The sequence below is a fragment of the Pseudomonas sp. TE3728 genome (assembly GCF_056279145.1).
Window position 1 is genome coordinate 2,637,623 of record NZ_JBWBQT010000001.1, and the last position, 20,092, is coordinate 2,657,714.

The window sequence follows — 20,092 nt, forward strand, 5'->3', positions numbered from 1 at the left end:
ATGAACCGGAAAACCGCTTCGGTGCATTCAGGCACACCGCAATTGAGTGTCAACGACCCGCGCAATCTGCCTGTCAGGCAGGTCGCCTACCTGCGTAGCAATGCTGTCGGTCCGGTACAAACACTCGTCACCCGACAGCACCATGACGCGGCGGGGCGGTTGATCGCGCAATGGGATCCGCGCCTGTTCGACACCGCGCCCAAGTCCAATCTGGCCATGGTCTACAACCTGACCGGCGGGCCGCTGAAAGTCGACAGCGTCGATGCCGGCTGGCGCCTGAGCCTGCCGGGGTTGGCGGGCGAAGTGCTGCAGCGTTGGGATCAGCGCGGCCATCACTGGCAGACCCGCTACGACGACCAGCTACGGCCGATCGCCATCGAAGAAAATACGCAGCCGGACGTCGAACGCTTCAGCTATGCCGACAGTAACGCGGACCCGGGCCATAACCTGCGCGGCCAGTTGCTCGAACAGGTAGATCCGTCGGGCACCCTGAGTTTCAGCAGCTACGGCCTGCTCGGCCAGCCGTTGGCTGAAACCCGCACCTTTGCCGGAAACAGCGACACCTTCACCAGCCGTCACCTCTTCAGCCCGCTCGGCAGCCTGCTCGCCCACACCGATGCCGGCGGCCACCAACAACTGTCGCACTATGACCTCGCCGGGCAACTCAACCAGGTGTCGTTACAGCTGGCCGGTGCCACTTCGTCGGAACCGGTTTTGCGCGAAGCCCACTACAACGCCGCCGGTCAGCTGAGCGATCAACTCGCTGGCAACGGTGTACGCAGCAGCTGGTTCTACGACCCGGCCGACGGTCGTCTGCTTCGTTTGCTGGCACAGAAGGACCAGGAAGATCCCCTGCAGGATATGCGCTACAGCTACGACCCGATGGGTAACGTGTTGCGCATCGACGACCCCACCCTCACCACCGTGTATTTCGCCAACCAACGGGTTGAGGGCCATCGCACTTTCACCTATGACTCGCTGTACCGCCTGACCGAAAGCAGCGGCTTCGAGGGCGATATCCCCCACCTGCAACCGGGCCTGCCCTCGCCGATCCAGCCGATCGACCCCGGGCGTCGCTTCAACTACACCGAACATTATCAGTACGACGCCGGTAACAATCTGGTCGAGTTGCGGCACATGCGCAAAGGCAACATGTTCACGCAAGAGATGCGCATCGACCCACACAGCAACCGTGGCGTGCGCTGGAAACCAGGCGACGCCGAACCGGTTTTCGGCGATCACTTCGACCCGCACGGCAATCAGCTGAATCGGCAACCCGGCACCCTGCCGCTTGAATGGAACAGCCGCGATCAACTGACTAAAGTGACGTTGCTCAAGCACAGCAACGGTCTGGACGATGACGAAGAAACCTACCGCTATAGCCAGGGCGAGCGCGTCTACAAAAGCTGGTTGACCTACACTTCAAACGGTCCTCATCTGCGCGAAGTGCGCTATTTGCCCGGACTGGAAATTCATGACCGCGACGGCCAGCAGTTGCACGTCATCGTCCTGCCGGGCGCCCGTTGCCTGCACTGGATCAGCGGCCAGCCCGCAGGCATCGAAGACGATCAACTGCGCTACAGTCTCGACGACCACCTGGGCTCGTGCTCGCTGGAACTGGATCGCGGCGCCGGGGTGATTAGCCAGGAGTTCTACTATGCCTTCGGCGGCACCGCGTGGTGGGCGACCCGCTCGGCGCTGGAAGCCAGTTACAAGACCATTCGCTATTCGGGTAAGGAAATGGATGCCAGCGGGTTGTATTACTACGGTGCCCGTTATTACGCGCCGTGGTTGCAGCGCTGGATCAGTGCAGACCCGGCGGGGGATGTGGATGGGCTGAATCTGTATGCATTCGTTGGCAACAATCCAGTCGGTTACGTCGACATCAATGGCGAAGTCAAAATGCCAACCATGGCCGATTTCCACGCGGGTATCGCCAGGATCATTGCCTCAGAAAACGCCAGCTATGCGAAGAACAGGCAAGCCATTGCAACACGCCATATGAAAGATCAAATGAACAAGCAAGTGACGCGTCATATCGAAATACTGGGGATCACTAAAGGCCGCGTGCGCGATGCCGGCGAGCAACTCAGCAATATGGGCTCAGACTCGAAAGTTGCACTTGCGACGACGCGCAGAACGTTGGTGCTGGCGGGAGGAAAGGCCATCAGCTATGGCATCGGGTTTCTCGTCGGTCTCGGCGGCCAGCTCTTGGGCGCCGCGGCGCCGGGGATCGGTAACGTGGTAGGTGCGGGGCTGGGGTTCGCCGCCAAATTTGCCGTCAGCGGTCTTGTGGACTATGTGGCCGAAAGAACAGGTTTGAGCGCTTCGGTCAATTTGAAAACCACAAAGCTGACGGCCGATAAAATTATAAAAAAAGCCGAATACAAACAGATGGATCCCGTTGAATACATAAAAGCCAAATATCAGAACATGAACTTCAGCTCTCAGAAATCGCAGTTAAAGCTGACCAAAGAAGCTACTGCTCAGGCTTCCAGCCAACTGTTAAAGGCAACACTCACCGGACTGCCCTCGGAAGCCGTGAGCGCAATCAGCAGTGGCATAAACATCTTGGTGGGGCTACCTGAGATAGTTGATGAAGCAATAGGGGCCAGTCGGGGAAAATCAGACGAAAAAATGGCCGAATTCGAAAGCGGCATTCTCAATCTCATAGGCGCGATTGACTCAAGCATGCGAGGCATTCACGAATTTGCCGACGCGCTTTCCATAGACAAAATAGGCGGGATCGATATTCAAGCGCTGGATCAGGAAACGGGAAAAATCACCGGTATTCTCAACAATCTCCTGGGCTCCGTGCGGGACCACAGGAACAGTCGTAAGGCCGCCTGAATCGACAAGTTTTACCCGAGGTAAACGGGCCACGCCTGGCAACATGTTATGGTGCGTGCCCGTATTGCTGACTGTTTTCAACGCCATGCTTGCGACTTCCCGAACGTTACGCCTGACGCTGTACACCCTGCTGATCGTCGCCGGTGCGGTTCTGGCTGCCACCTTGGCCATCCGCCACGCCGAGCGCCAGGCGCTGGAAGAAGATGCCGCCCGCGCCAGTCAGCAATTGGCGTTGTACGCCAACTCCCTGCACACGCTGATTGAACGCTACCGCGCCCTGCCCGCCGTGCTGGCGCTGGACCCGCAATTGCGCGACGCGCTAAACGGTGAAGTGAGCCCCGAAGAGCAGCTTGCATTGAATCGCAAACTGGAAAAAATCAACGGCGCCGCACAGTCCTCGACCCTGGAACTGCTCGACCACACCGGCCTCGCCGTGGCCGCCAGCAACTGGCGCCTGCCCAGCAGTTACGTCGGCCACAATTACGGTTTTCGCCCCTACTTCAGCCAGACCCGCACCCAGGGCACCGGGCGTTTTTATGCGGTGGGCGTGACCAGCGGCATTCCCGGCTACTTCCTGTCCAGCGCGGTAACCAGCGACAGCGGTGAGTTTCTCGGCGCCATGGTGGTCAAACTCGAATTCCCGGAACTGGAGCGCGAATGGCGCCAGGGCAGCGACACGTTGCTGGTCAGCGATGCGCGCGGGATCATCTTTATCGCCAATCAGCCAGGCTGGCGCTATCGCCTGCTGCGGCCGCTGAGCGCCAGCGATCACACTGAGCTCAAGACCACCCGCCAATACGACAAGCAGCCGCTGACCCCGCTTGAATATCGTTCGGTGCGGCGCTTCGACGACAACAGTGATTTGACCCGGGTCAATGGCCCCGAGGGGACGGCGGATTACCTCTGGGAATCCCTGCCGCTGGCCACTGAAGGCTGGACGCTGCACTTGCTGCGCCGCCCGCAGGTAGCCTTCGAAGACCTGCGCAACGCCGGGCTCGCGGCCGCCGGGGTGTGGCTGGCCGTGGTGTTTCTGTTGCTCTTCCTCAATCAGCGTTGGCGGCTGGCGAAATTGCGCCAGCGCAGCCGTGAAGAACTCGAACGACTGGTGGAAGAACGCACCCGCGATTTGCGCACCGCTCAGGACGGCTTGGTGCAATCGGCCAAACTCGCGGCGCTGGGGCAAATGTCGGCGGCGCTGGCCCATGAAATCAACCAGCCGCTGACTGCCCAGCGCATGCAACTGGCGACCTTGCGCCTGCTGCTCGATCATGGTCGGGTTGAAGACGCTTACAAGGCGCTGAAACCGGTGGACGATATGCTCACGCGCATGGCCGCGCTCACCGGCCACCTGAAAACCTTCGCCCGCAAAAGCCCCAGCGGCCTGCGTGAACGGCTGGACCTGGCGACGGTGGTCGATCAATCCTTGCAGTTGCTGGATACGCGCTTGCGGGACGAAAACGTCAGTCTCGTGCTGCACCTGACGCGCCCAGCCTGGGTGCGTGGCGATGCGATTCGTCTGGAACAGGTGCTGATCAACCTGCTGCGCAATGCCCTGGATGCGATGCACGACAAACCCTGCAAACGTCTGGAAATCCGCCTCGAAGCCGATGAACAATTGTGGCGCCTGACCGTCGCCGATAACGGTGGCGGCATTGCCGAAGAGCATCTGGCACAAGTCTTCGATCCGTTCTTCACCACTAAACCGGTGGGCGATGGCCTGGGTCTGGGGCTGGCCGTATCCTTCGCTATCGTTCACGAAGCAGGCGGACGTTTGAGTGCTGACAATGGCGAAAACGGCGCGGTATTCACCTTGACGCTGCCTATTGATCTGGAGGTCCCTGCCTGATGCTCAATTCGGTGATGGTGGTCGATGACGAAAGCAGCATCCGCAGCGCTGTCGAACAGTGGCTGAGCCTCTCAGGGTTCGAGGTGCAGCTGTTCAGCCGCGCCGACGAATGCCTGGCGCAACTGCCCAGACATTTCCCCGGGGTGATTCTCAGCGATGTGCGCATGCCCGGCATGACGGGGCTGGAGCTGCTGGCTGAAGTCCAGCGCCGCGATGCCGATTTGCCGGTGATCCTGCTGACCGGTCACGGCGATGTGCCGATGGCCGTCGAAGCGATGCGCGACGGTGCCTACGATTTCCTTGAGAAACCCTTCAGCCCGGAAGCCCTGATGAGCAGTCTGCGCCGGGCGCTGGACAAGCGTCGACTGGTGCTGGAAAACCGCGCGCTGCATGAGCAGGCGGACAATCGCGCCAAACTCGATGCCACGCTGCTGGGGGTGTCCCGTGGGTTGCAGACCCTGCGCCGCCAAGTGCTGGATTTGGCAATGCTGCCGGTCAATGTACTGATCCGTGGCGAAACCGGCAGCGGCAAGGAACTGGTTGCCCGTTGCCTGCACGACTTCGGTCCGCGCGCCGACAAAGCCTTCGTGGCACTCAACTGCGCAGCGATTCCCGAGCAGTTGTTTGAGGCCGAACTGTTCGGCCATGAGAGCGGCGCGTTCACGGGCGCCCAGGGCAAGCGCATCGGCAAGCTCGAGTACGCCGACGGCGGCACGTTGTTTCTCGATGAAATCGAAAGCATGCCGCTGGCCCAGCAGGTGAAACTGCTGCGGGTGCTGCAGGAGCAGAAGCTTGAGCGCCTGGGTTCCAACCAGAGTATCCACGTGGACTTGCGGATCATCGCCGCGACCAAACCCGACTTGCTGGATGAAGCCCGGGCCGGACGCTTTCGCGAGGATCTGGCCTATCGATTGAACGTCGCCGAGTTGCGTCTGCCGCCATTGCGCGATCGGCGTGAAGACATTCCCCTGCTGTTCGAGTTCTTCGCCCAGAGTGCCGCCGAGCGTTTGGGGCGCACCTTTGCGCCCTTGAGCGGGCCGCAACTGAGCCATCTGCTGAGCCACGACTGGCCGGGCAATGTGCGTGAACTGGCGAACGTCGCCGAACGACAAGTGCTGGGCCTCGGCGAACCGGAACCGGCGGGGATCGATCCCGGCCAGTCATTGGCGGCGCAGCAAGAAGCCTTCGAAGCCCATTGCCTGCGCGCGGCATTGACCCGGCATAAAGGCGATGTGAAAGCGGTGCTGGAAGAGCTGCAACTGCCGCGCCGTACCTTTAATGAAAAGATGCAGCGGCATGGGTTGAACCGGGAGATGTTTGTGTAATGGACCGTCAAGATCAAAAGATCGCAGCCTTCGGCAGCTCCTACAGGGTGTACACCATCCCAATGCAGGAGCTGCCGAAGGCTGCGATCTTTTGATCTTTCGGCGATTTTCCGCTCACACCAAGCTCAGAATAAGCGGATTTCCGCTCACTCAAACTGGAAAACCCCTCTAAACCGGCCCTCCTCCCCTTGGCACATCTCCTGCTATAGCTCCAGCAGGCTGCGTTTTAACGCGCTCCACAAAAACAATTAAACGAGGATCCTTCAATGGATAACTCCAACACCCTGCCCCTTGGGTCGGCTGCCGCGCCGGCTAAAGAAAGAACCACCGCCAGCCGGATCAAATCGATCTTCAGCGGTTCTGTCGGCAACATGGTTGAGTGGTACGACTGGTACGTCTACGCCGCCTTCTCCCTGTACTTCGCCAAAACCTTCTTCCCCGCCGGTTCCTCCACCGCACAGCTGATGAACACCGCTGCAATCTTCGCCGTGGGCTTCCTGATGCGTCCGATCGGTGGCTGGCTGATGGGCCTCTACGCGGACCGCGCCGGTCGTAAACGTGCGTTGATGGCCTCGGTGTATCTGATGTGTTTCGGCTCGCTGCTGATCGCCTTGAGCCCCAATTATGAAACCATCGGTATCGGTGCGCCGATCCTGCTGGTGTTCGCTCGCCTGCTGCAGGGCTTGTCGGTTGGGGGTGAGTACGGCACCTCGGCGACGTATCTCAGCGAGATGGCGACCAAGGAGCGTCGCGGCTTCTATTCCAGCTTCCAGTACGTGACCCTGATCTCCGGCCAACTCATCGCCCTGGCGGTGCTGATTGTGTTGCAACAGACCCTGACCACCGAGCAACTCTACGCCTGGGGCTGGCGCATCCCGTTCGCCATCGGTGCGCTGTGTGCCGTGGTCGCGCTGTACCTGCGTCGTGGTATGGAAGAAACCGAGTCGTTCACCAAGAAAGAGAAGGCCAAGGAAAGCGCGATGCGCACCTTGATGCGCCACCCGAAGGAACTGATGACCGTGGTCGGCCTGACCATGGGCGGCACCCTGGCGTTCTACACCTACACCACCTACATGCAGAAATACCTGGTGAACACCGTCGGCATGAGCATCACCGACTCCACCAGCATCTCGGCAGCCACGCTGTTTCTGTTCATGTGCCTGCAACCAATCGTTGGCGGGCTGTCGGATAAAGTCGGTCGCCGGCCGATTCTGATTGCCTTCGGTATCCTCGGGACGTTGTTCACCGTGCCGATCCTGACCACCCTGCACACTGTCCAGACCTGGTGGGGCGCATTCTTCCTGATCATGGCGGCGCTGATCATCGTCAGCGGCTATACCTCGATCAACGCGGTGGTCAAAGCTGAACTGTTCCCCACCGAGATCCGTGCGCTGGGCGTCGGTTTGCCGTACGCGCTGACCGTGTCGATCTTCGGCGGTACCGCTGAATACATCGCGCTGTGGTTCAAGAGCATCGGCATGGAAACCGGTTACTACTGGTATGTCACGGCGTGCATCGCGGTGTCGTTGCTGGTGTACATCACCATGAAAGACACCCGCAAACATTCGCGGATCGAGACGGACTGAGTCCACTCATACAAAAAGGGGCAGATCCGGCAACGGTCTGCCCCTTTTCATTTGGCGCCAGCCCCCGTAGAAGCGATCGGCTGCGAGCACAAATACCGGAATCAACACAAAACCCTGTGGGAGCGAGCCTGCTCGCGATGGCGGTGTAACAGTCGAAATCTTTATCGAATGTTAAGCAGTCATCGCGAGCAGGCTCGCTCCCACATTGATCGAAGATCGACTGGAATTATGTCGCAGGCCCTTGCACCATGGCCCTCTCCCGAGATCCCCAGGAATTCACTGTATGCCCGACGATATCCATTTCTACGAACCCGCCAACGGCCACGGCCTGCCGCATGACCCGTTCAATGCCATCGTCGGCCCACGCCCTATCGGCTGGATTTCTTCCCAGGACGCCAACGGCTGCTTGAATCTGGCGCCCTACAGCTTCTTCAACGCCTTCAACTACATTCCGCCGATCATTGGTTTTTCCAGCGTCGGGCGTAAAGACAGCCTGAACAACATCGAGCAGACCGGCGAATTCGCCTGGAACCTGGCGACCCGGCCGCTGGCCGAGCAGATGAACCAGAGCTGCGCCATGGTCGGGCCGCAGGTCGATGAATTCGAACTGTCCGGGCTGACCACTGCGGCGTCGAAAATCATTCAGGTGCCACGGGTTGCCGAAAGCCCAGTGTCCTTCGAGTGCAAGGTCACGCAGATCATTCAGTTGCAGCGCGCCAACAAGGAAGTGGTGCCGAGCTGGCTGATTCTCGGCGAAGTGGTCGCCGTGCACATCGCCAAATGGCTATTGAAGGATGGGGTGTACGACACCGCCGCGGCAGAACCGATTCTGCGCGGCGGCGGGCCGGCGGATTACTTTCAGCTGGGGCCAGAGGCATTGTTCAAGATGTTCCGCCCGGGGGCAGTCAAGTAATTACCAGAGCAGGTCGGCGTCTTCTTTAACGTCTTTGAGGCGGGTCAGCTCTTTGGCCGCGGCCTCGTCGGCTTCATGAGCGGTCTTGAAGGTCTGGCCTTCCAGCACTTTGTGAAAAGTCGGGGCACCGGAACCGCCGAGGGCTTTGACGGCAATCGCGGCGTGGTAACCGCCCTCGCCCGGTACTACTGCTGAAACGGCTTCGAAGTGTTCAAAGGCTTTGCGTGCCATGTCGCGGATCCTGGCTAATGGAGAATTGCGCCATTAAACCCTCAACCGGCGAGTTTGTGTACCGCTGCCTGGGACTGGCCAAGGGCCTGGGCCGCCGAGACATCCTTGAAGGTATGAAAATCCAGGCTATTGACCACCAGTTCCTGCACCAGCTCGGCAAAAATCTGCATCGCCGGGCTGCCGAAGTAAGCGGTCATGGACTGTTGGTTGACCCAGAAACCGGACACCAGCCACAGCTCCGGATCGCATTGCGAGTGCTGCAGGGCAAAGCTCAGGCAACCCGGCGCGTTGCGCGACGGCTCAATCAGGGCGCTCAGGCGCGCACCGAGTTCTGCCGAACGCCCGGCGCGGGCGCGAATGAAGGCCATATGACTGACGGGGATTTGCGTAGACATGTTCAACCCTCCCAGGTCATCCAGTGGCAGCCGGGGACGGGCTGCGACAGGATCCAAGATTAGGCGGCGCGCCCTGGTCGTCGTTAGTCGATTCCTGCCGACGCATTGCACAATCCTGCGAGACTTGGCTCAACACCTGTAACAACCGGCAAAACCCGTCACATCACTGTCACACGAGCTTTGTGTAGGCGCTGCCGAAGGCTGCGATCTTTTGACTTCTGTTTTCAAGATCTAGAGATCGCAGCCTTCGGCAGCGCCTACAGGGGGAGGTTTGCGTCAGCCGTTGCCCATCTGCGTCACGTCATGACGGGGCGATATATGAAGCCCCGTGCAGAATCAGGCAAGCTTTTGGCAGGATGTGTCTACCGCTGTCCCTTGCACAAATTTAAGCTCAGCCCATTACCAACGCGTCACCGAGGATGCCCAGCATGTCGTCGCTCGATCATTTTCAAGCCCCGCTTGCCGCCGACATGGAAAAACAGCGCGCGGAACTGGCCGCCCTCATCCGCCGCAATACGATGGAGGATGGCACTTATGCCACCGCCGTCGGTTCGCTGTTCATGTCGCGCCACAGTCAAAACCATGACTTCGCCCCAGTGCTGGCGCAACCGGCCCTGTGCATCATGGCCCAGGGGCGCAAGGAAGTGCGGCTGGCGGATGAATACTTCAACTACGACCCGCTGAATTACCTGGTGGTGTCGGTCTCGATGCCTTTGAGCGGGCGAGTGGTGAATGTCTCGCCCGAAGAACCGATCCTCGCCGTGCGGCTGGACATCGACCCCGCAGAAATCACCGCGCTGATTGCCGACGCCGGCCCCATCGGCGTCCCCACACGGCCTACTGGTCGCGGCCTGTATGTCGAGCAGATCGACACGGCAATGCTCGATGCCGTGCTGCGTCTGGCACGTTTGCTGGACACACCCAAAGACATCGCCATGCTGGCGCCGCTGATTCGTCGGGAGATTCTGTATCGGCTGTTGCGCAGCCAGCAGGGGCATCGGCTGTACGAGATTGCCATCGCCAACAGCCAGAGCCATCGCATCAGCCAGGCGATCAAATGGCTCAACGGCAATTATGAGCAACCGCTGCGCATCGATGATCTGGCGCGGGAAGTAAACCTGAGCGTGTCGACATTGCATCACCGGTTCAAGGCGATGACGGCGATGAGTCCGCTGCAATATCAGAAGCAGTTACGCCTGCAGGAGGCGCGGCGGTTGATGCTGGCCGAAGGGCTGGAAGCTTCGGCGGCGGGTTATCGGGTGGGCTATGAAAGCCCTTCGCAGTTCAGCCGTGAGTACAGCCGATTGTTTGGCGCGCCGCCGCTGCGGGATTTGGCGCGGTTGCGGTTGTCGGTTTGAGCAGATTTTTGTGTTGTTTGTGCCGGCCTCATCGCGAGCAGGCTCGCTCCCACAGTGGATCTGTGGTGTTCACAAATCCAGTGTTCACAGGAGATCCAATGTGGGAGCGAGCCTGCTCGCGATGGGGCCAGTAAGTCAGGCGCTCAACACGCGGCACGCCTCAGCCGGCAAGGTCACCGACACCGGATTGCCAATGCTCAACCCAACCCCCTGACACGGCGTGCTCAACGCGGTAAACGACACCCCGGAACACTCAACAGTCGTTTCAATCGTCGCCCCGATATCCCGCACAAACGTCACCTTCCCGAGCAAGCGATTGCCCGCCGTGGCCTGGGGTTGCGACAGTTGCAGGTCTTCCGGGCGGATCAGCATTTTCACCTTCTCCCCCACCACAATGCTGCTGCAGATTGGCACTTGCAGCGCATCGCCGCCCGGCAAGCTGACTTTGCCGTTGCCCAGCGCCGTGGCCGGGAAAATGTTTCCCGAACCAATAAAATCCGCGACGAATTCATTGGCCGGATGCCGGTAGATTTCAATCGGCGAGCCCACCTGCTGCACCCGATGCTCACCCAGCACCACCACGATATCGGCCATGGTCATGGCTTCGCGCTGGTCGTGGGTGACCATGATGGTGGTGATGTTCAAACGCTGTTGCAGCTGACGGATTTCCACCTGCATCGATTCGCGCAGCTTGGCGTCCAGCGCCGACAGCGGTTCATCGAGCAGGAGGATTTTCGGCCGCGAGGCAATCGCCCGGGCAATCGCCACGCGCTGACGTTGCCCGCCAGAGAGTTTCGCCACCGGGCGATCAATCATTTCCTGCAGCTGAATCAGCTCCAGCAACTCCACCACCCGCGCCTGCTGATCAGCCTTGCTGACCCCGCGCAGTTTCAACGGATAGGCAATGTTCTCCCCCACTGTCATGTGCGGGAACAGCGCCAGCGATTGAAACACCATGCCGAAATTACGCTGATGCGCCGGCGTATGGCCGATGTCTTCACCGTCCAGGCGAATCTCGCCACCGGTCAGGGTTTCCAGCCCGGCAATCATCCGCAGCAAAGTAGTTTTGCCGCAGCCCGAAGGGCCGAGGAAACACACCAGTTTGCCCTCGGGCAAATGCAGGTTCACATCCTTTACTGCGCAGGCCGAGCCGTAATGTTTCTCGACGTTTTCCAGAATCAGACCAGTCATTTGAATCACCTCAAGAAATCAGAACGAAACGCCGCCTTCGCCAACCAACTTTTCCAGCGCCCAGATGAGCACGATGTCGATCAGCACGATCAGCACGGCAAACGAGAAAACGGTAGGGTCGAGCGAAGACACAGTGCGGCTGTACATCCAGATCGGCACGGTCATGACGTCGATGGTGTAGAGGAAATAGGTCACGGTGAATTCGTTGAACGAGACGATGAACGCCAGCAGCATGCCCGCCAGAATCCCCGACTTCATCAGCGGCACCACCACATCGACAATCGCTCGCAGCGGTGAAGCGCCGAGCATCTGCGCGGCCTCTTCGACTTCGCTGCCGATGGAGAGCATCGCTGCGGTGCAGTTTTTCACCACAAACGGCAGCGCCAGAATCACGTGGGCAATCACCAGCCGCGAGGTGGTGATGTGGAACGGCAGGCTGTCGAACACCAACAGCAAGGCCAGGCCCAACACCACCATCGGGAACACCAGGGGCAGCGACATCAATTGCAGCGCCACGGCCTTGCCGCGGAACTCGCAACGGGTCAGAGCATAGGCTGCCGGCACCGCGATAATCGTGGCGAAAATCATGGTCAGGCAGGCCACCATCAGGCTGGTAGTCATGGCTTTGCCAAGGCTCAGCACATCGCTGGAATCCGGCGACACGAAGGTGTTCCAGGCGGCTTTGTACCATTGCAGGCTATAGCTGCTGGGCGGGAAGTCGAGGTTCGACGCACCGCTGAACGACATGACAATCATGGTCAGGATCGGCAGCACCGCCAGCAGCAAAATGAAGCCTGACAGGATGCCGGCGAACTTGCCGGTATCGCCTGGCAGCAGCGAATGGCGCTTCTTGATCAGGGTGCTCATTGGGAAGCCTCCAGCATGCGCCGACGACGGCCGGTTATGTATTCGGACAAGGTCATGATCGCCAGGGTGGTAACGATCAGCACCACACCGGCAGCCGACGCGGCGGGCCAGTTCATCAGCGGGGCGATCTGGTCATGCACCATCACCGCCAGCATCGGCACGCGTCGACCACCAAGCAGCAGCGGCACCACGAAGCTGCTGGCGTTGTAGGCGAACACCAGCGTCGCGCCAGTAATGATCCCCGGCAAACTCATCGGCAACACCACCTGGCGGAACACCTGCAAGCGACTGGCGCCAAGGGTTGCTGCGGCCTCTTCGTACGTGCGGGCGACGCCGCGCATGGCGCTGGCAATCGGCAGCACGGCCAACGGGAACGCGGTTTGCACCAGGCCCATCAACACGCCGTTCTGGTTGTACAGCAGCATGATCGGCCGCTTGATCAGGCCCAGGCCCATCAGCGCCTGATTGAGCATGCCGCCGGGGCCGAGAATCACCAGCCAGCCGTAGCTTTGCAGCAGCAGGTTGACCAGCAATGGCAGCAGCACCGCCGCGAGGAAGATCCGCCGTACAAACGGTGAGGTCAACCGCGACATGGTGTAGGCCACCGGGATCGCCAGCAGCACCGCAATCACCGCGCTGATCAGCGCCAGGCGCAACGTCAGCAGCAACGATTTGAGGTAATAGGGTTCCAGCAATTGGGCGTAACTGGCCAGGCTGAAGCCGGACCACTCCGCGCCTTTGGTGCCGACGCTCATGCGCAGCACCAAAAGGCTGGCGGCAATCAGCACGCCGAGAAACAGCATCGACGGCGAGAGAAAAAGCCAGGCGCGCGCCGTCGGTGAGACACCCCGGTTGACGCGCACGGGTGCGGCGCTTACCGGGTGGGTCAGAGGTTGGTGTTCCATAGCAAGGGTCTCGTCAATGGAAGATCATTGGCGCAAGAATGCAGGTATTAACCCGATCCCCTGTAGGAGCTGCCGAAGGCTGCGATCTTTTGATCTTGATGTTGATCTTCATCGGCCCCAGAAAAAGATCAAGATCAAAAGATCGCAGCCTTCGGCAGCTCCTACAGGGAGATCCGGGCAGCCGTCACACCTGTGCCGCGATGAGGTTCGAAGAACCTCCCCGCCATTCAGATCAGGAAGAAAAGATTTCCGTGTAACGACGAATCCATTGGTCATGCACGGTGGCCAGAAAGGCGTTGTCGTGCATGATCGCCTTCTCGGCAATCTGCTCCGGCGTGAGGATGTACGGGCTCTTGCGCGCTTCGGCGGAGATGATCGCCTTGGCGTTGACCGGGCCGTTGTAGATGTCTTCGGCCATCTTGCCCTGCACCAGTGGGTCCAGAGAGTGGTTGATGAAGGCGTAGGCCAGGTCGGTATCGCCCGGACGATTCTTCGGCATCACCGACAGCATCAGGTCGGTGTAGAAGCCTTCCTTCATGCCGAACGTGGCGCCCAGGCCGTAGGCCGGATCGCGAATCTGTTTCGGGAAAAACGCCGGCGCATACAGGCCACCCATGTCCAAGGAACCGGTGCGGAACAGCTCGGCGATCTGGTTCGGGTTTTCGCCCAGGGTCACGACGCGATCTTTCAGCTCGGCGAGTTTCTTGAAGCCTGGCTCGATGTTGTGTTCGTCACCACCGGCCAGTTTGGCGGCGATGATGATCAGGTCCATGGCCTCGGTCCAGTTCGGCGGCGGCAGGAAGATGTTCGGCGACAGTTCCGCGTCCCACAGGGCGGCATAGCTGTCCGGCGCTTCTTTGATGGTGCGGGTGCTGTAGACCAGGCTGTTGCACCACAGCAGGTAGCCGATGCCGTGACCGTTGGCGCCGGTGCGGTATTGCTCCGGCACGTCGATCAGGTTGGGGATACGGTTGAGATCGGGTTTTTCCAGCAGGTTGGCGGCGGCCAGACCTTCGGCGCCGACGCCGGCCAGCGTGATGATGTCGTACTGCGGACGATCACCGCCGGCCTTGAGTTTGGCGACCATTTCCGAGGTGCTGCCGGTGCGGTCGGCGATGACCTTGCAGCCGTACTTGGCTTCGAAGGTTGCCGCGATGTTGCGCAGTGCCGCAAGGCCGGTGTCATCGGACCAGGTCAGCAAGCGCAGGGTCTTGCCCTGGAAGCGTGTGTCGCTGGCATTGGCCTTGATGAACGGCATGCTCATGGCCGCCGCAGCCACAGACGCCACGCCCACGGTTTTGATGAATTGACGTCTGTTCAGATCGTGCTCGCCCATGAAGGACTCCCTTTGTTTTTTTAAGTATGAGGTTGGTCGCAACCGTTGCATCCGCGCGGCCAGATCGGCTTACAGTCCCCGGTTTCAAAGGACTTGAGCTGCACCGGCGGGTTCATCCTGAGGTCGTGCAAAACACCTGACTATCGATAAAAACTCATTGAAGCCATGACGCTGGCGCATGCCTCATCGCGAGGCATGCACGGCCTTTTTTTGTGCCTTCAGACGGCCCGAATCACGTGTTTGATTTCCTGGAAAGCCTGCAAACCCCACGGCCCCAATTCGCGGCCGATGCTGCTCTGTTTGTAGCCACCCCAGGCGGTCTGCGGGAAGATCACTTGCGGCGCGTTGATCCACACAAGCCCCGCCTGCAAAGCGTTGGCGACCCGATCGGCCGCTTCGGCGTCGCGCGTAACCACGCTGGCCACCAGGCCAAACTGGCTGTCGTTGGCCAGGGCAATCGCCTCGGCTTCAGAGTTGAAACTGCGTACGCAGATCACTGGGCCGAAAATCTCTTCGCACCACAGCGCACTGTCGAGGGGCACGTCGATGAAAAGGGTCGGCTGCAAAAAATAGCCGCGTGACAGATCCGCCGGGCGATTACCGCCGCAGATCAGCTTTGCGCCAGCGCTCAAACCGCGATCGATGTGGCCCAGCACACGTTGGTATTGCGCCTGATTGACCAGTGCGCCCATTTCCACGTTCGGATCGAACGGGTCGGCCACGCGAATGGCTTCGGCGCGCGCCTTCAATCGCGCTACAAATTCTTCCGCCAGCTCATCGGCAACCAGCACACGGCTGGTGGCGGAACACATTTGCCCGGCGTTGAAGAAACCACCGCCACAGGCCACTTCCACGGCCAGTTCGATGTCGGCATCGGCGAGTACCAGCAGCGAAGATTTGCCGCCTAGTTCCAGGCTCACACCCTTCACGGTTTCTGCCGCTCGCTGCATCACCTGCACGCCCACCGCGTTGCTGCCGGTGAAGGAAATCTTGGCGATGCGCGGATCAGCCGACAGCGGTGCGCCGACGGCCAGGCCGGTGCCGCAGACCAGATTGAACACACCGTTTGGCAGACCGGCTTCGGCAATGATCGTCGCCAGTTCCAGCTCCGGCAGCGGCGTCACTTCCGACGGTTTAAGCACCACGCAGCAACCGGCGGCCAGGGCTGGGGCGAGTTTCCAGGCGGTGGTAACCATCGGGAAATTCCACGGCACGATCAGCCCCACCACACCGCACGGTTCGCGGCGCAAACGGGCGCTGAAATCATCGCTCGGCAATACCACGGCGCTGTCTTGCTTCGCGTCCAGGCCTTCGGCCAGCTCGGCGTAATACTCGAAGGTGGCAATCACGTCGTCGACGTCGATGGCCGCTTCGAACAGTGGTTTACCGTTGTTGCTCGACTGCAACTTCATCAACTGCTCGCGACCGGCCTGCACGCCCGCGGCGATTCTGCGCAGGATCGCCCCGCGCTCGGCGCCGGTGTTTTTTGACCATTCCTTGAAAGCATGGGTCGCGGCTGTGACGGCCTGATCGACAGCGTGTGCATCGCCACCATTAACGGTGGTCAACAGGGCTTCGGTCGCTGGGTTGATCACGCGCAAGTGTTCGTGGCCGGCGGCCCATTGGCCGTTGATGTACAGGCCATCCAAAGTAGTTGGAAAACTCATTGCGACACCGCCTTCATCCACTGGGTCTGGTCAATTTCAATCAGGGTCGGGCCCTGGCGATCGGTGGCAAGGCGCAATGCATCACGCAATCCGTCAACACTGCTGACTGCTTCGGCTGCACAGCCCAGGGCCTTGGCAACGCCGATGAAGTCCGGGGTGTAGATGTCCACGCCCACCGGCTCGATGTCGCGGTTGACCATGTATTTCTTGATCTCTTCGTAGCCCTGGTTATTCCACAGCAGGACGATCACCGGGGTGCGTGCTTCCACCGCACTGGCCAATTCCGGCAAAGTGAATTGCAGGCCACCGTCGCCGATCAGGCACACCACCGGAGGGCGTGCGCCGCCTTCGACGCGGCCACCGAGCCAGGCGCCAATCGCCGCCGGCAAGGCGTAACCAAGGGTGCCGTAACCAGTGGACGAGTTGAACCAGCGACGGGGGCGCTCCGGGTTGAAGGTCAGGTTGCCGGTGTACACCGGTTGGGTCGAATCGCCGACGAATACCGCGTTTGGTAATTCGTGCAAAACGGTTTCCAGGAAGCGAGTCTGGGCCAGCGTCGGGACGTCCCAGGATGCGGCCAATTCATCGCGCAAACGCGCGGCACGCACCTGGCCCCAATCGTTGCGACGCTCGGCCAGCGACTTGTGGGACAGCGCACTCAGCAAGGCCTGAGCGGCGTTGCGCGAGTCGGCCACCAACGCGACTGTCGGCGGGTAATTACGCACGGTCTGGTCGGGGTCGATGTCCACGCGCAGCAGCACGCCGGGAATTTCGAAGCCGCCGGCGAAGGTGATGTCGTAATCGGTTTCGGCCAGTTCGGTGCCGATGGCCAGCACCACGTCGGCCTCGGCGACCAGCGCGCGAGTGGCTACCAGGCTTTGGGTCGAACCGATCAGCAGAGGGTGGCGGGATTCGAGCATGCCCTTGGCATTGATGGTCAGGGCCACTGGCGCGTCCAGCAGTTCGGCCAGTTCGGTCAATTCGGCCGCGGCATCGATGGCGCCGCCACCGGCGAGAATCAACGGGCGCTTGGCACCGGCCAGCAAGTCGGTCATGCGGCTGATCGCGCTGGGCGAAGCACCGGCTCGGTCGATGTTCACCGGCACGCTGGCGAGCAAGTCATCGGCCTCTTCGACCAATACGTCCAACGGAATTTCGATGTGCACCGGACGCGGACGGCCAGCCTGGAACAGCGCGAAGGCGCGGGCCAACACGCCCGGCAATTCAGCCGCCGACATCAAGGTGTGAGAGAACGCTGCCACGCCGCCGACCAGTGCGCTTTGGTTCGGCAGTTCATGCAACTTGCCGCGACCGCCGCCCAGTTGGCTGCGCGATTGCACGCTGGAAATCACCAGCATCGGGATCGAGTCGGCGTAAGCCTGGCCCATGGCGGTGGTGATGTTGGTCATGCCAGGGCCGGTGATGATGAAGCACACGCCCGGTTTGCCGCTGGTGCGAGCGTAACCGTCGGCCATGAAACCGGCGCCCTGTTCGTGACGCGGAGTGACGTGGTTGATGCTCGAACGGGCCAGCCCGCGATACAGCTCCACGGTGTGCACCCCGGGAATGCCGAACACCTGCTCGACCCCGTAGTCTTCGAGTAACTTGACCAATACTTCGCCGCACGTCGCCATGTCTTTGCCCTTTTTGTTCGTTTGAGACGCCGGGCCTGCGCAGTGTTTATGATGGGTTGGCAGGTCCAGGGATGGCCTCATTGGAACGGGCGACACGTAGCCGCAACAATGGATAAAAAGTCATACTAGCCATGTCCTCACGTCATACCTTGGATCCCAATGAAACGATTGCCTCCCCTGCCGGCGCTGCACACTTTTCTGATCACCGCGCAGTGCTGCAACTTCACCCGGGCCGCCGAACAACTGCACATCACCCAAGGCGCGGTGAGCCGGCAGATCGCCGGGCTGGAAGATCATCTGGGTTATGAGCTGTTCATTCGCCAGGCGCGGGGCTTGAGCCTGACCGCCGAAGGACGGGAATGGCTGCCACGGGTGCAGCAGATTTTCGGCCTGATCGACGAGGCCGTGGAGCAGATCGGCGAGAAGCGCGAAACCCTGCAACTGAAAGCCCCGACCTGCGTGATGCGCTGGCTGTTGCCACGCCTGTTGCAGTGGCAAAAGGAGCGCCCGGATGTACCGGTGGAATTGACCACCACGGTGAAACACGGCGTGGATTTTCATCGCGAGCAGTTCGATGCGGCGGTGATGTATGGCGCGCCGCCGGACAACTCCCTGGCCTCCCAGCATCTATTCGATGAGCAACTGACGCCCGTGTGTTCCCGACCGATGCTTGAAGGGCCGATGGCCTTGCAGACACCGGCCGATCTGCAACAGCACTTGTTGCTGCACCCCACCCGCGATGAACGGGACTGGAACGCCTGGCTGAAAGCCGCGGATATTCGGCTGAGCAATGTCGGCAAGGGGCAGCATTTCGAAACCCTGGATCTGGCGATGTCGATGGCGTCCCAGGGGACGGGCGTGGCGATTGGCGATTGGTCGTTGATCGGCGATGACCTGAGTGCCGGACGGCTGGTCATGCCTTTTGACCTGAAGGTGAAAACCGGGTTGGCGTATTACCTGGTGTTCCCCGAGAAACCGGCGCCTTCGCCGAAGTTGCGCGAATTGATGGGATGGTTGGTGGAGCAGGCTCAATCGCGTTGAACCGAACAACCGTGTAGGAGCTGGCGAAGCCTGCGATCTTTTGATCTGTAGGAGCTGCCGAAGGCTGCGATCTTTTGATCTTTAACGCTTTCAAAGTCGCCGAAAATCAAAGATCAAAAGATCAAAAGATCAAAAGATCAAAAGATCGCAGCCTTCGGCAGCTCCTACGTTAGGGTGTTCCGGAATTAATACCCGACAGTAAACCGCTGCCGTGAATGCTTCGGCGTTTGCACTTCATCGAGCAGCGCAATCGCGAAGTCAGCAAAGGTAATCCAGCTACGGCCCTGGGCACTCACCAGCAAGTCATCCTTGCCGATTCGAAACGTACCCGTGCGCTCACCTTCGACAAACTCTGCCGACGGAGACAGGAAGGTCCAGTCCAGATCCTGTTCCTGACGCAGGGTATTGAGGAACGCGGCACCGGCGCTGGCCTCGGCCTTGTATTCCTCGGGGAAGCCTTCGCTGTCGATCACCCGCGAGCCGTCCGCCAGCAACAGCGAGCCGGCACCGCCGACCACCAGCAGACGCTTGACCCCGGCCTTCTTCACTGGCTCGATGACGGCGCTGGCGGGGATGGTGGAGAAGTGCGCAGCGCTGATCACCGCATCATGCCCGGCCACGGCGGCTTGCAATGCAGCAGCGTCGAGTACGTCGACATTTTTGCTCACGACACCGGCTCGCGGGGCGATTTTCGAGGTGTCGCGGGCGATGGCCGTGACGCTGTGACCGCGACGCAGAGCTTCTTCCAACAGTTGGCTACCGGCACGACCGGTGGCACCGATGATTGCGATGTTGCTCATGACGTTTCTCCAGTTGCGGTGATGTAGTTGTAGTGATGTGGCAATGCTCATTGTGGCGAGGGAGCTTGCTCCCGCTGGAGTGCGAAGCGCTCCCCTGCATTTCTTCAGGCTCACCGCATGCTCAGGTTTTACGACTGCCTCGCAGCC

Annotated in this window: 16 protein-coding genes; 7 read left to right on the forward strand and 9 right to left on the reverse strand. The window is 60.4% G+C overall.

Going from position 1 to position 20,092, the window contains the following annotated elements; translation table 11 throughout:
• The 5 genes from ACZ89R_RS11250 to ACZ89R_RS11270 all read left to right on the forward strand — a co-directional run bounded on the left by ACZ89R_RS11250 (nucleotide 1) and on the right by ACZ89R_RS11270 (nucleotide 8,520).
• Entirely contained in the window at nucleotides 1-2,850 is a 2,850-nt protein-coding gene (locus tag ACZ89R_RS11250) for an RHS repeat domain-containing protein (RefSeq protein WP_429545764.1), read from the forward strand.
• Nucleotides 2,851-2,935: 85 nt separating this feature from the next.
• The gene (locus ACZ89R_RS11255) at nucleotides 2,936-4,696 is read left to right on the forward strand and encodes a sensor histidine kinase (RefSeq protein WP_429547866.1); all 1,761 of its coding nucleotides are present in this window, start codon (nucleotides 2,936-2,938) and stop codon (nucleotides 4,694-4,696) included.
• A complete protein-coding gene (locus ACZ89R_RS11260; protein WP_429545763.1) occupies nucleotides 4,696-6,021 on the forward strand; it encodes a sigma-54-dependent transcriptional regulator in 1,326 nt (441 codons plus the stop codon). The genes ACZ89R_RS11255 and ACZ89R_RS11260 overlap by 1 nt, the downstream gene beginning before the upstream one ends.
• 266 nt (nucleotides 6,022-6,287) lie before the next feature.
• On the forward strand, nucleotides 6,288-7,607 hold the full coding sequence (locus ACZ89R_RS11265) for an MFS transporter (protein ID WP_123501351.1): 1,320 nt from the start codon (nucleotides 6,288-6,290) through the stop codon (nucleotides 7,605-7,607).
• A 283-nt stretch (nucleotides 7,608-7,890) separates the two neighbouring features.
• Nucleotides 7,891-8,520: a flavin reductase family protein gene (locus tag ACZ89R_RS11270; RefSeq protein ID WP_123500694.1), complete on the forward strand. Its 630-nt coding sequence runs from the start codon at nucleotides 7,891-7,893 to the stop codon at nucleotides 8,518-8,520.
• Here the strand turns inward: ACZ89R_RS11270 and ACZ89R_RS11275 are convergent, their stop codons facing one another.
• Nucleotides 8,521-8,751 (reverse strand): hypothetical protein, encoded by a 231-nt coding sequence (locus ACZ89R_RS11275; RefSeq protein ID WP_008010028.1) that lies wholly within the window; start codon nucleotides 8,749-8,751, stop codon nucleotides 8,521-8,523.
• Between the two features lie 41 nt (nucleotides 8,752-8,792).
• Nucleotides 8,793-9,146: a putative quinol monooxygenase gene (locus ACZ89R_RS11280; RefSeq protein WP_429545762.1), complete on the reverse strand. Its 354-nt coding sequence runs from the start codon at nucleotides 9,144-9,146 to the stop codon at nucleotides 8,793-8,795.
• Nucleotides 9,147-9,574: 428 nt separating this feature from the next.
• Between ACZ89R_RS11280 and ACZ89R_RS11285 the strand changes: the two genes are divergently transcribed.
• Nucleotides 9,575-10,504 carry an AraC family transcriptional regulator gene (locus ACZ89R_RS11285; protein WP_063341346.1) on the forward strand — a complete coding sequence of 310 codons (930 nt, stop codon included), beginning with the start codon at nucleotides 9,575-9,577 and terminating at the stop codon, nucleotides 10,502-10,504.
• A 135-nt stretch (nucleotides 10,505-10,639) separates the two neighbouring features.
• On the opposite strand, the gene ACZ89R_RS11290 is transcribed toward ACZ89R_RS11285, so the two are convergent.
• From ACZ89R_RS11290 to ACZ89R_RS11315, 6 genes are all read right to left on the reverse strand, one after another.
• Nucleotides 10,640-11,695, reverse strand: a complete 1,056-nt coding sequence (locus ACZ89R_RS11290; RefSeq protein ID WP_008069588.1) for an ABC transporter ATP-binding protein — start codon at nucleotides 11,693-11,695, stop codon at nucleotides 10,640-10,642.
• An 18-nt stretch (nucleotides 11,696-11,713) separates the two neighbouring features.
• Nucleotides 11,714-12,562 carry an ABC transporter permease gene (locus ACZ89R_RS11295; protein ID WP_429545761.1) on the reverse strand — a complete coding sequence of 283 codons (849 nt, stop codon included), beginning with the start codon at nucleotides 12,560-12,562 and terminating at the stop codon, nucleotides 11,714-11,716.
• Nucleotides 12,559-13,467 carry an ABC transporter permease gene (locus tag ACZ89R_RS11300; protein WP_008069586.1) on the reverse strand — a complete coding sequence of 303 codons (909 nt, stop codon included), beginning with the start codon at nucleotides 13,465-13,467 and terminating at the stop codon, nucleotides 12,559-12,561. Before ACZ89R_RS11300 ends, ACZ89R_RS11295 begins: the two co-directional genes overlap by 4 nt.
• A 232-nt stretch (nucleotides 13,468-13,699) precedes the next feature.
• Nucleotides 13,700-14,803, reverse strand: coding sequence for an ABC transporter substrate-binding protein (locus ACZ89R_RS11305; protein ID WP_008010017.1), 1,104 nt, complete (start codon nucleotides 14,801-14,803; stop codon nucleotides 13,700-13,702).
• 218 nt (nucleotides 14,804-15,021) lie between these two features.
• Nucleotides 15,022-16,470: an aldehyde dehydrogenase family protein gene (locus ACZ89R_RS11310; RefSeq protein WP_429545760.1), complete on the reverse strand. Its 1,449-nt coding sequence runs from the start codon at nucleotides 16,468-16,470 to the stop codon at nucleotides 15,022-15,024.
• Complete coding sequence (locus tag ACZ89R_RS11315; RefSeq protein WP_429545759.1) at nucleotides 16,467-18,104, reverse strand: 5-guanidino-2-oxopentanoate decarboxylase; 1,638 nt, start codon at nucleotides 18,102-18,104, stop codon at nucleotides 16,467-16,469. Before ACZ89R_RS11315 ends, ACZ89R_RS11310 begins: the two co-directional genes overlap by 4 nt.
• 159 nt (nucleotides 18,105-18,263) lie before the next feature.
• Here ACZ89R_RS11315 and ACZ89R_RS11320 point away from each other — a divergent pair, with 159 nt between their 5' ends.
• Complete coding sequence (locus ACZ89R_RS11320) at nucleotides 18,264-19,145, forward strand: LysR substrate-binding domain-containing protein (protein ID WP_008069571.1); 882 nt, start codon at nucleotides 18,264-18,266, stop codon at nucleotides 19,143-19,145.
• A 185-nt stretch (nucleotides 19,146-19,330) separates the two neighbouring features.
• On the opposite strand, the gene ACZ89R_RS11325 is transcribed toward ACZ89R_RS11320, so the two are convergent.
• Nucleotides 19,331-19,945 carry an NAD(P)-dependent oxidoreductase gene (locus ACZ89R_RS11325; RefSeq protein WP_429545758.1) on the reverse strand — a complete coding sequence of 205 codons (615 nt, stop codon included), beginning with the start codon at nucleotides 19,943-19,945 and terminating at the stop codon, nucleotides 19,331-19,333.
• Between the last annotated feature and the right edge of the window lie 147 nt (nucleotides 19,946-20,092).

What these genes read in the sequence shown, in the direction of transcription:
- ACZ89R_RS11250 (WP_429545764.1), top strand. Translation starts at nt 1, where the DNA reads ATGAACCGGAAAACCGCTTCGGTGCATTCAGGCACACCGCAATTGAGT.
- ACZ89R_RS11255 (WP_429547866.1), top strand. Translation starts at nt 2,936, where the DNA reads ATGCTTGCGACTTCCCGAACGTTACGCCTGACGCTGTACACCCTGCTG.
- ACZ89R_RS11260 (WP_429545763.1), top strand. Translation starts at nt 4,696, where the DNA reads ATGCTCAATTCGGTGATGGTGGTCGATGACGAAAGCAGCATCCGCAGC.
- ACZ89R_RS11265 (WP_123501351.1), top strand. Translation starts at nt 6,288, where the DNA reads ATGGATAACTCCAACACCCTGCCCCTTGGGTCGGCTGCCGCGCCGGCT.
- ACZ89R_RS11270 (WP_123500694.1), top strand. Translation starts at nt 7,891, where the DNA reads ATGCCCGACGATATCCATTTCTACGAACCCGCCAACGGCCACGGCCTG.
- ACZ89R_RS11275 (WP_008010028.1), bottom strand. Translation starts at nt 8,751, where the DNA reads ATGGCACGCAAAGCCTTTGAACACTTCGAAGCCGTTTCAGCAGTAGTA.
- ACZ89R_RS11280 (WP_429545762.1), bottom strand. Translation starts at nt 9,146, where the DNA reads ATGTCTACGCAAATCCCCGTCAGTCATATGGCCTTCATTCGCGCCCGC.
- ACZ89R_RS11285 (WP_063341346.1), top strand. Translation starts at nt 9,575, where the DNA reads ATGTCGTCGCTCGATCATTTTCAAGCCCCGCTTGCCGCCGACATGGAA.
- ACZ89R_RS11290 (WP_008069588.1), bottom strand. Translation starts at nt 11,695, where the DNA reads ATGACTGGTCTGATTCTGGAAAACGTCGAGAAACATTACGGCTCGGCC.
- ACZ89R_RS11295 (WP_429545761.1), bottom strand. Translation starts at nt 12,562, where the DNA reads ATGAGCACCCTGATCAAGAAGCGCCATTCGCTGCTGCCAGGCGATACC.
- ACZ89R_RS11300 (WP_008069586.1), bottom strand. Translation starts at nt 13,467, where the DNA reads ATGGAACACCAACCTCTGACCCACCCGGTAAGCGCCGCACCCGTGCGC.
- ACZ89R_RS11305 (WP_008010017.1), bottom strand. Translation starts at nt 14,803, where the DNA reads ATGGGCGAGCACGATCTGAACAGACGTCAATTCATCAAAACCGTGGGC.
- ACZ89R_RS11310 (WP_429545760.1), bottom strand. Translation starts at nt 16,470, where the DNA reads ATGAGTTTTCCAACTACTTTGGATGGCCTGTACATCAACGGCCAATGG.
- ACZ89R_RS11315 (WP_429545759.1), bottom strand. Translation starts at nt 18,104, where the DNA reads ATGGCGACGTGCGGCGAAGTATTGGTCAAGTTACTCGAAGACTACGGG.
- ACZ89R_RS11320 (WP_008069571.1), top strand. Translation starts at nt 18,264, where the DNA reads ATGAAACGATTGCCTCCCCTGCCGGCGCTGCACACTTTTCTGATCACC.
- ACZ89R_RS11325 (WP_429545758.1), bottom strand. Translation starts at nt 19,945, where the DNA reads ATGAGCAACATCGCAATCATCGGTGCCACCGGTCGTGCCGGTAGCCAA.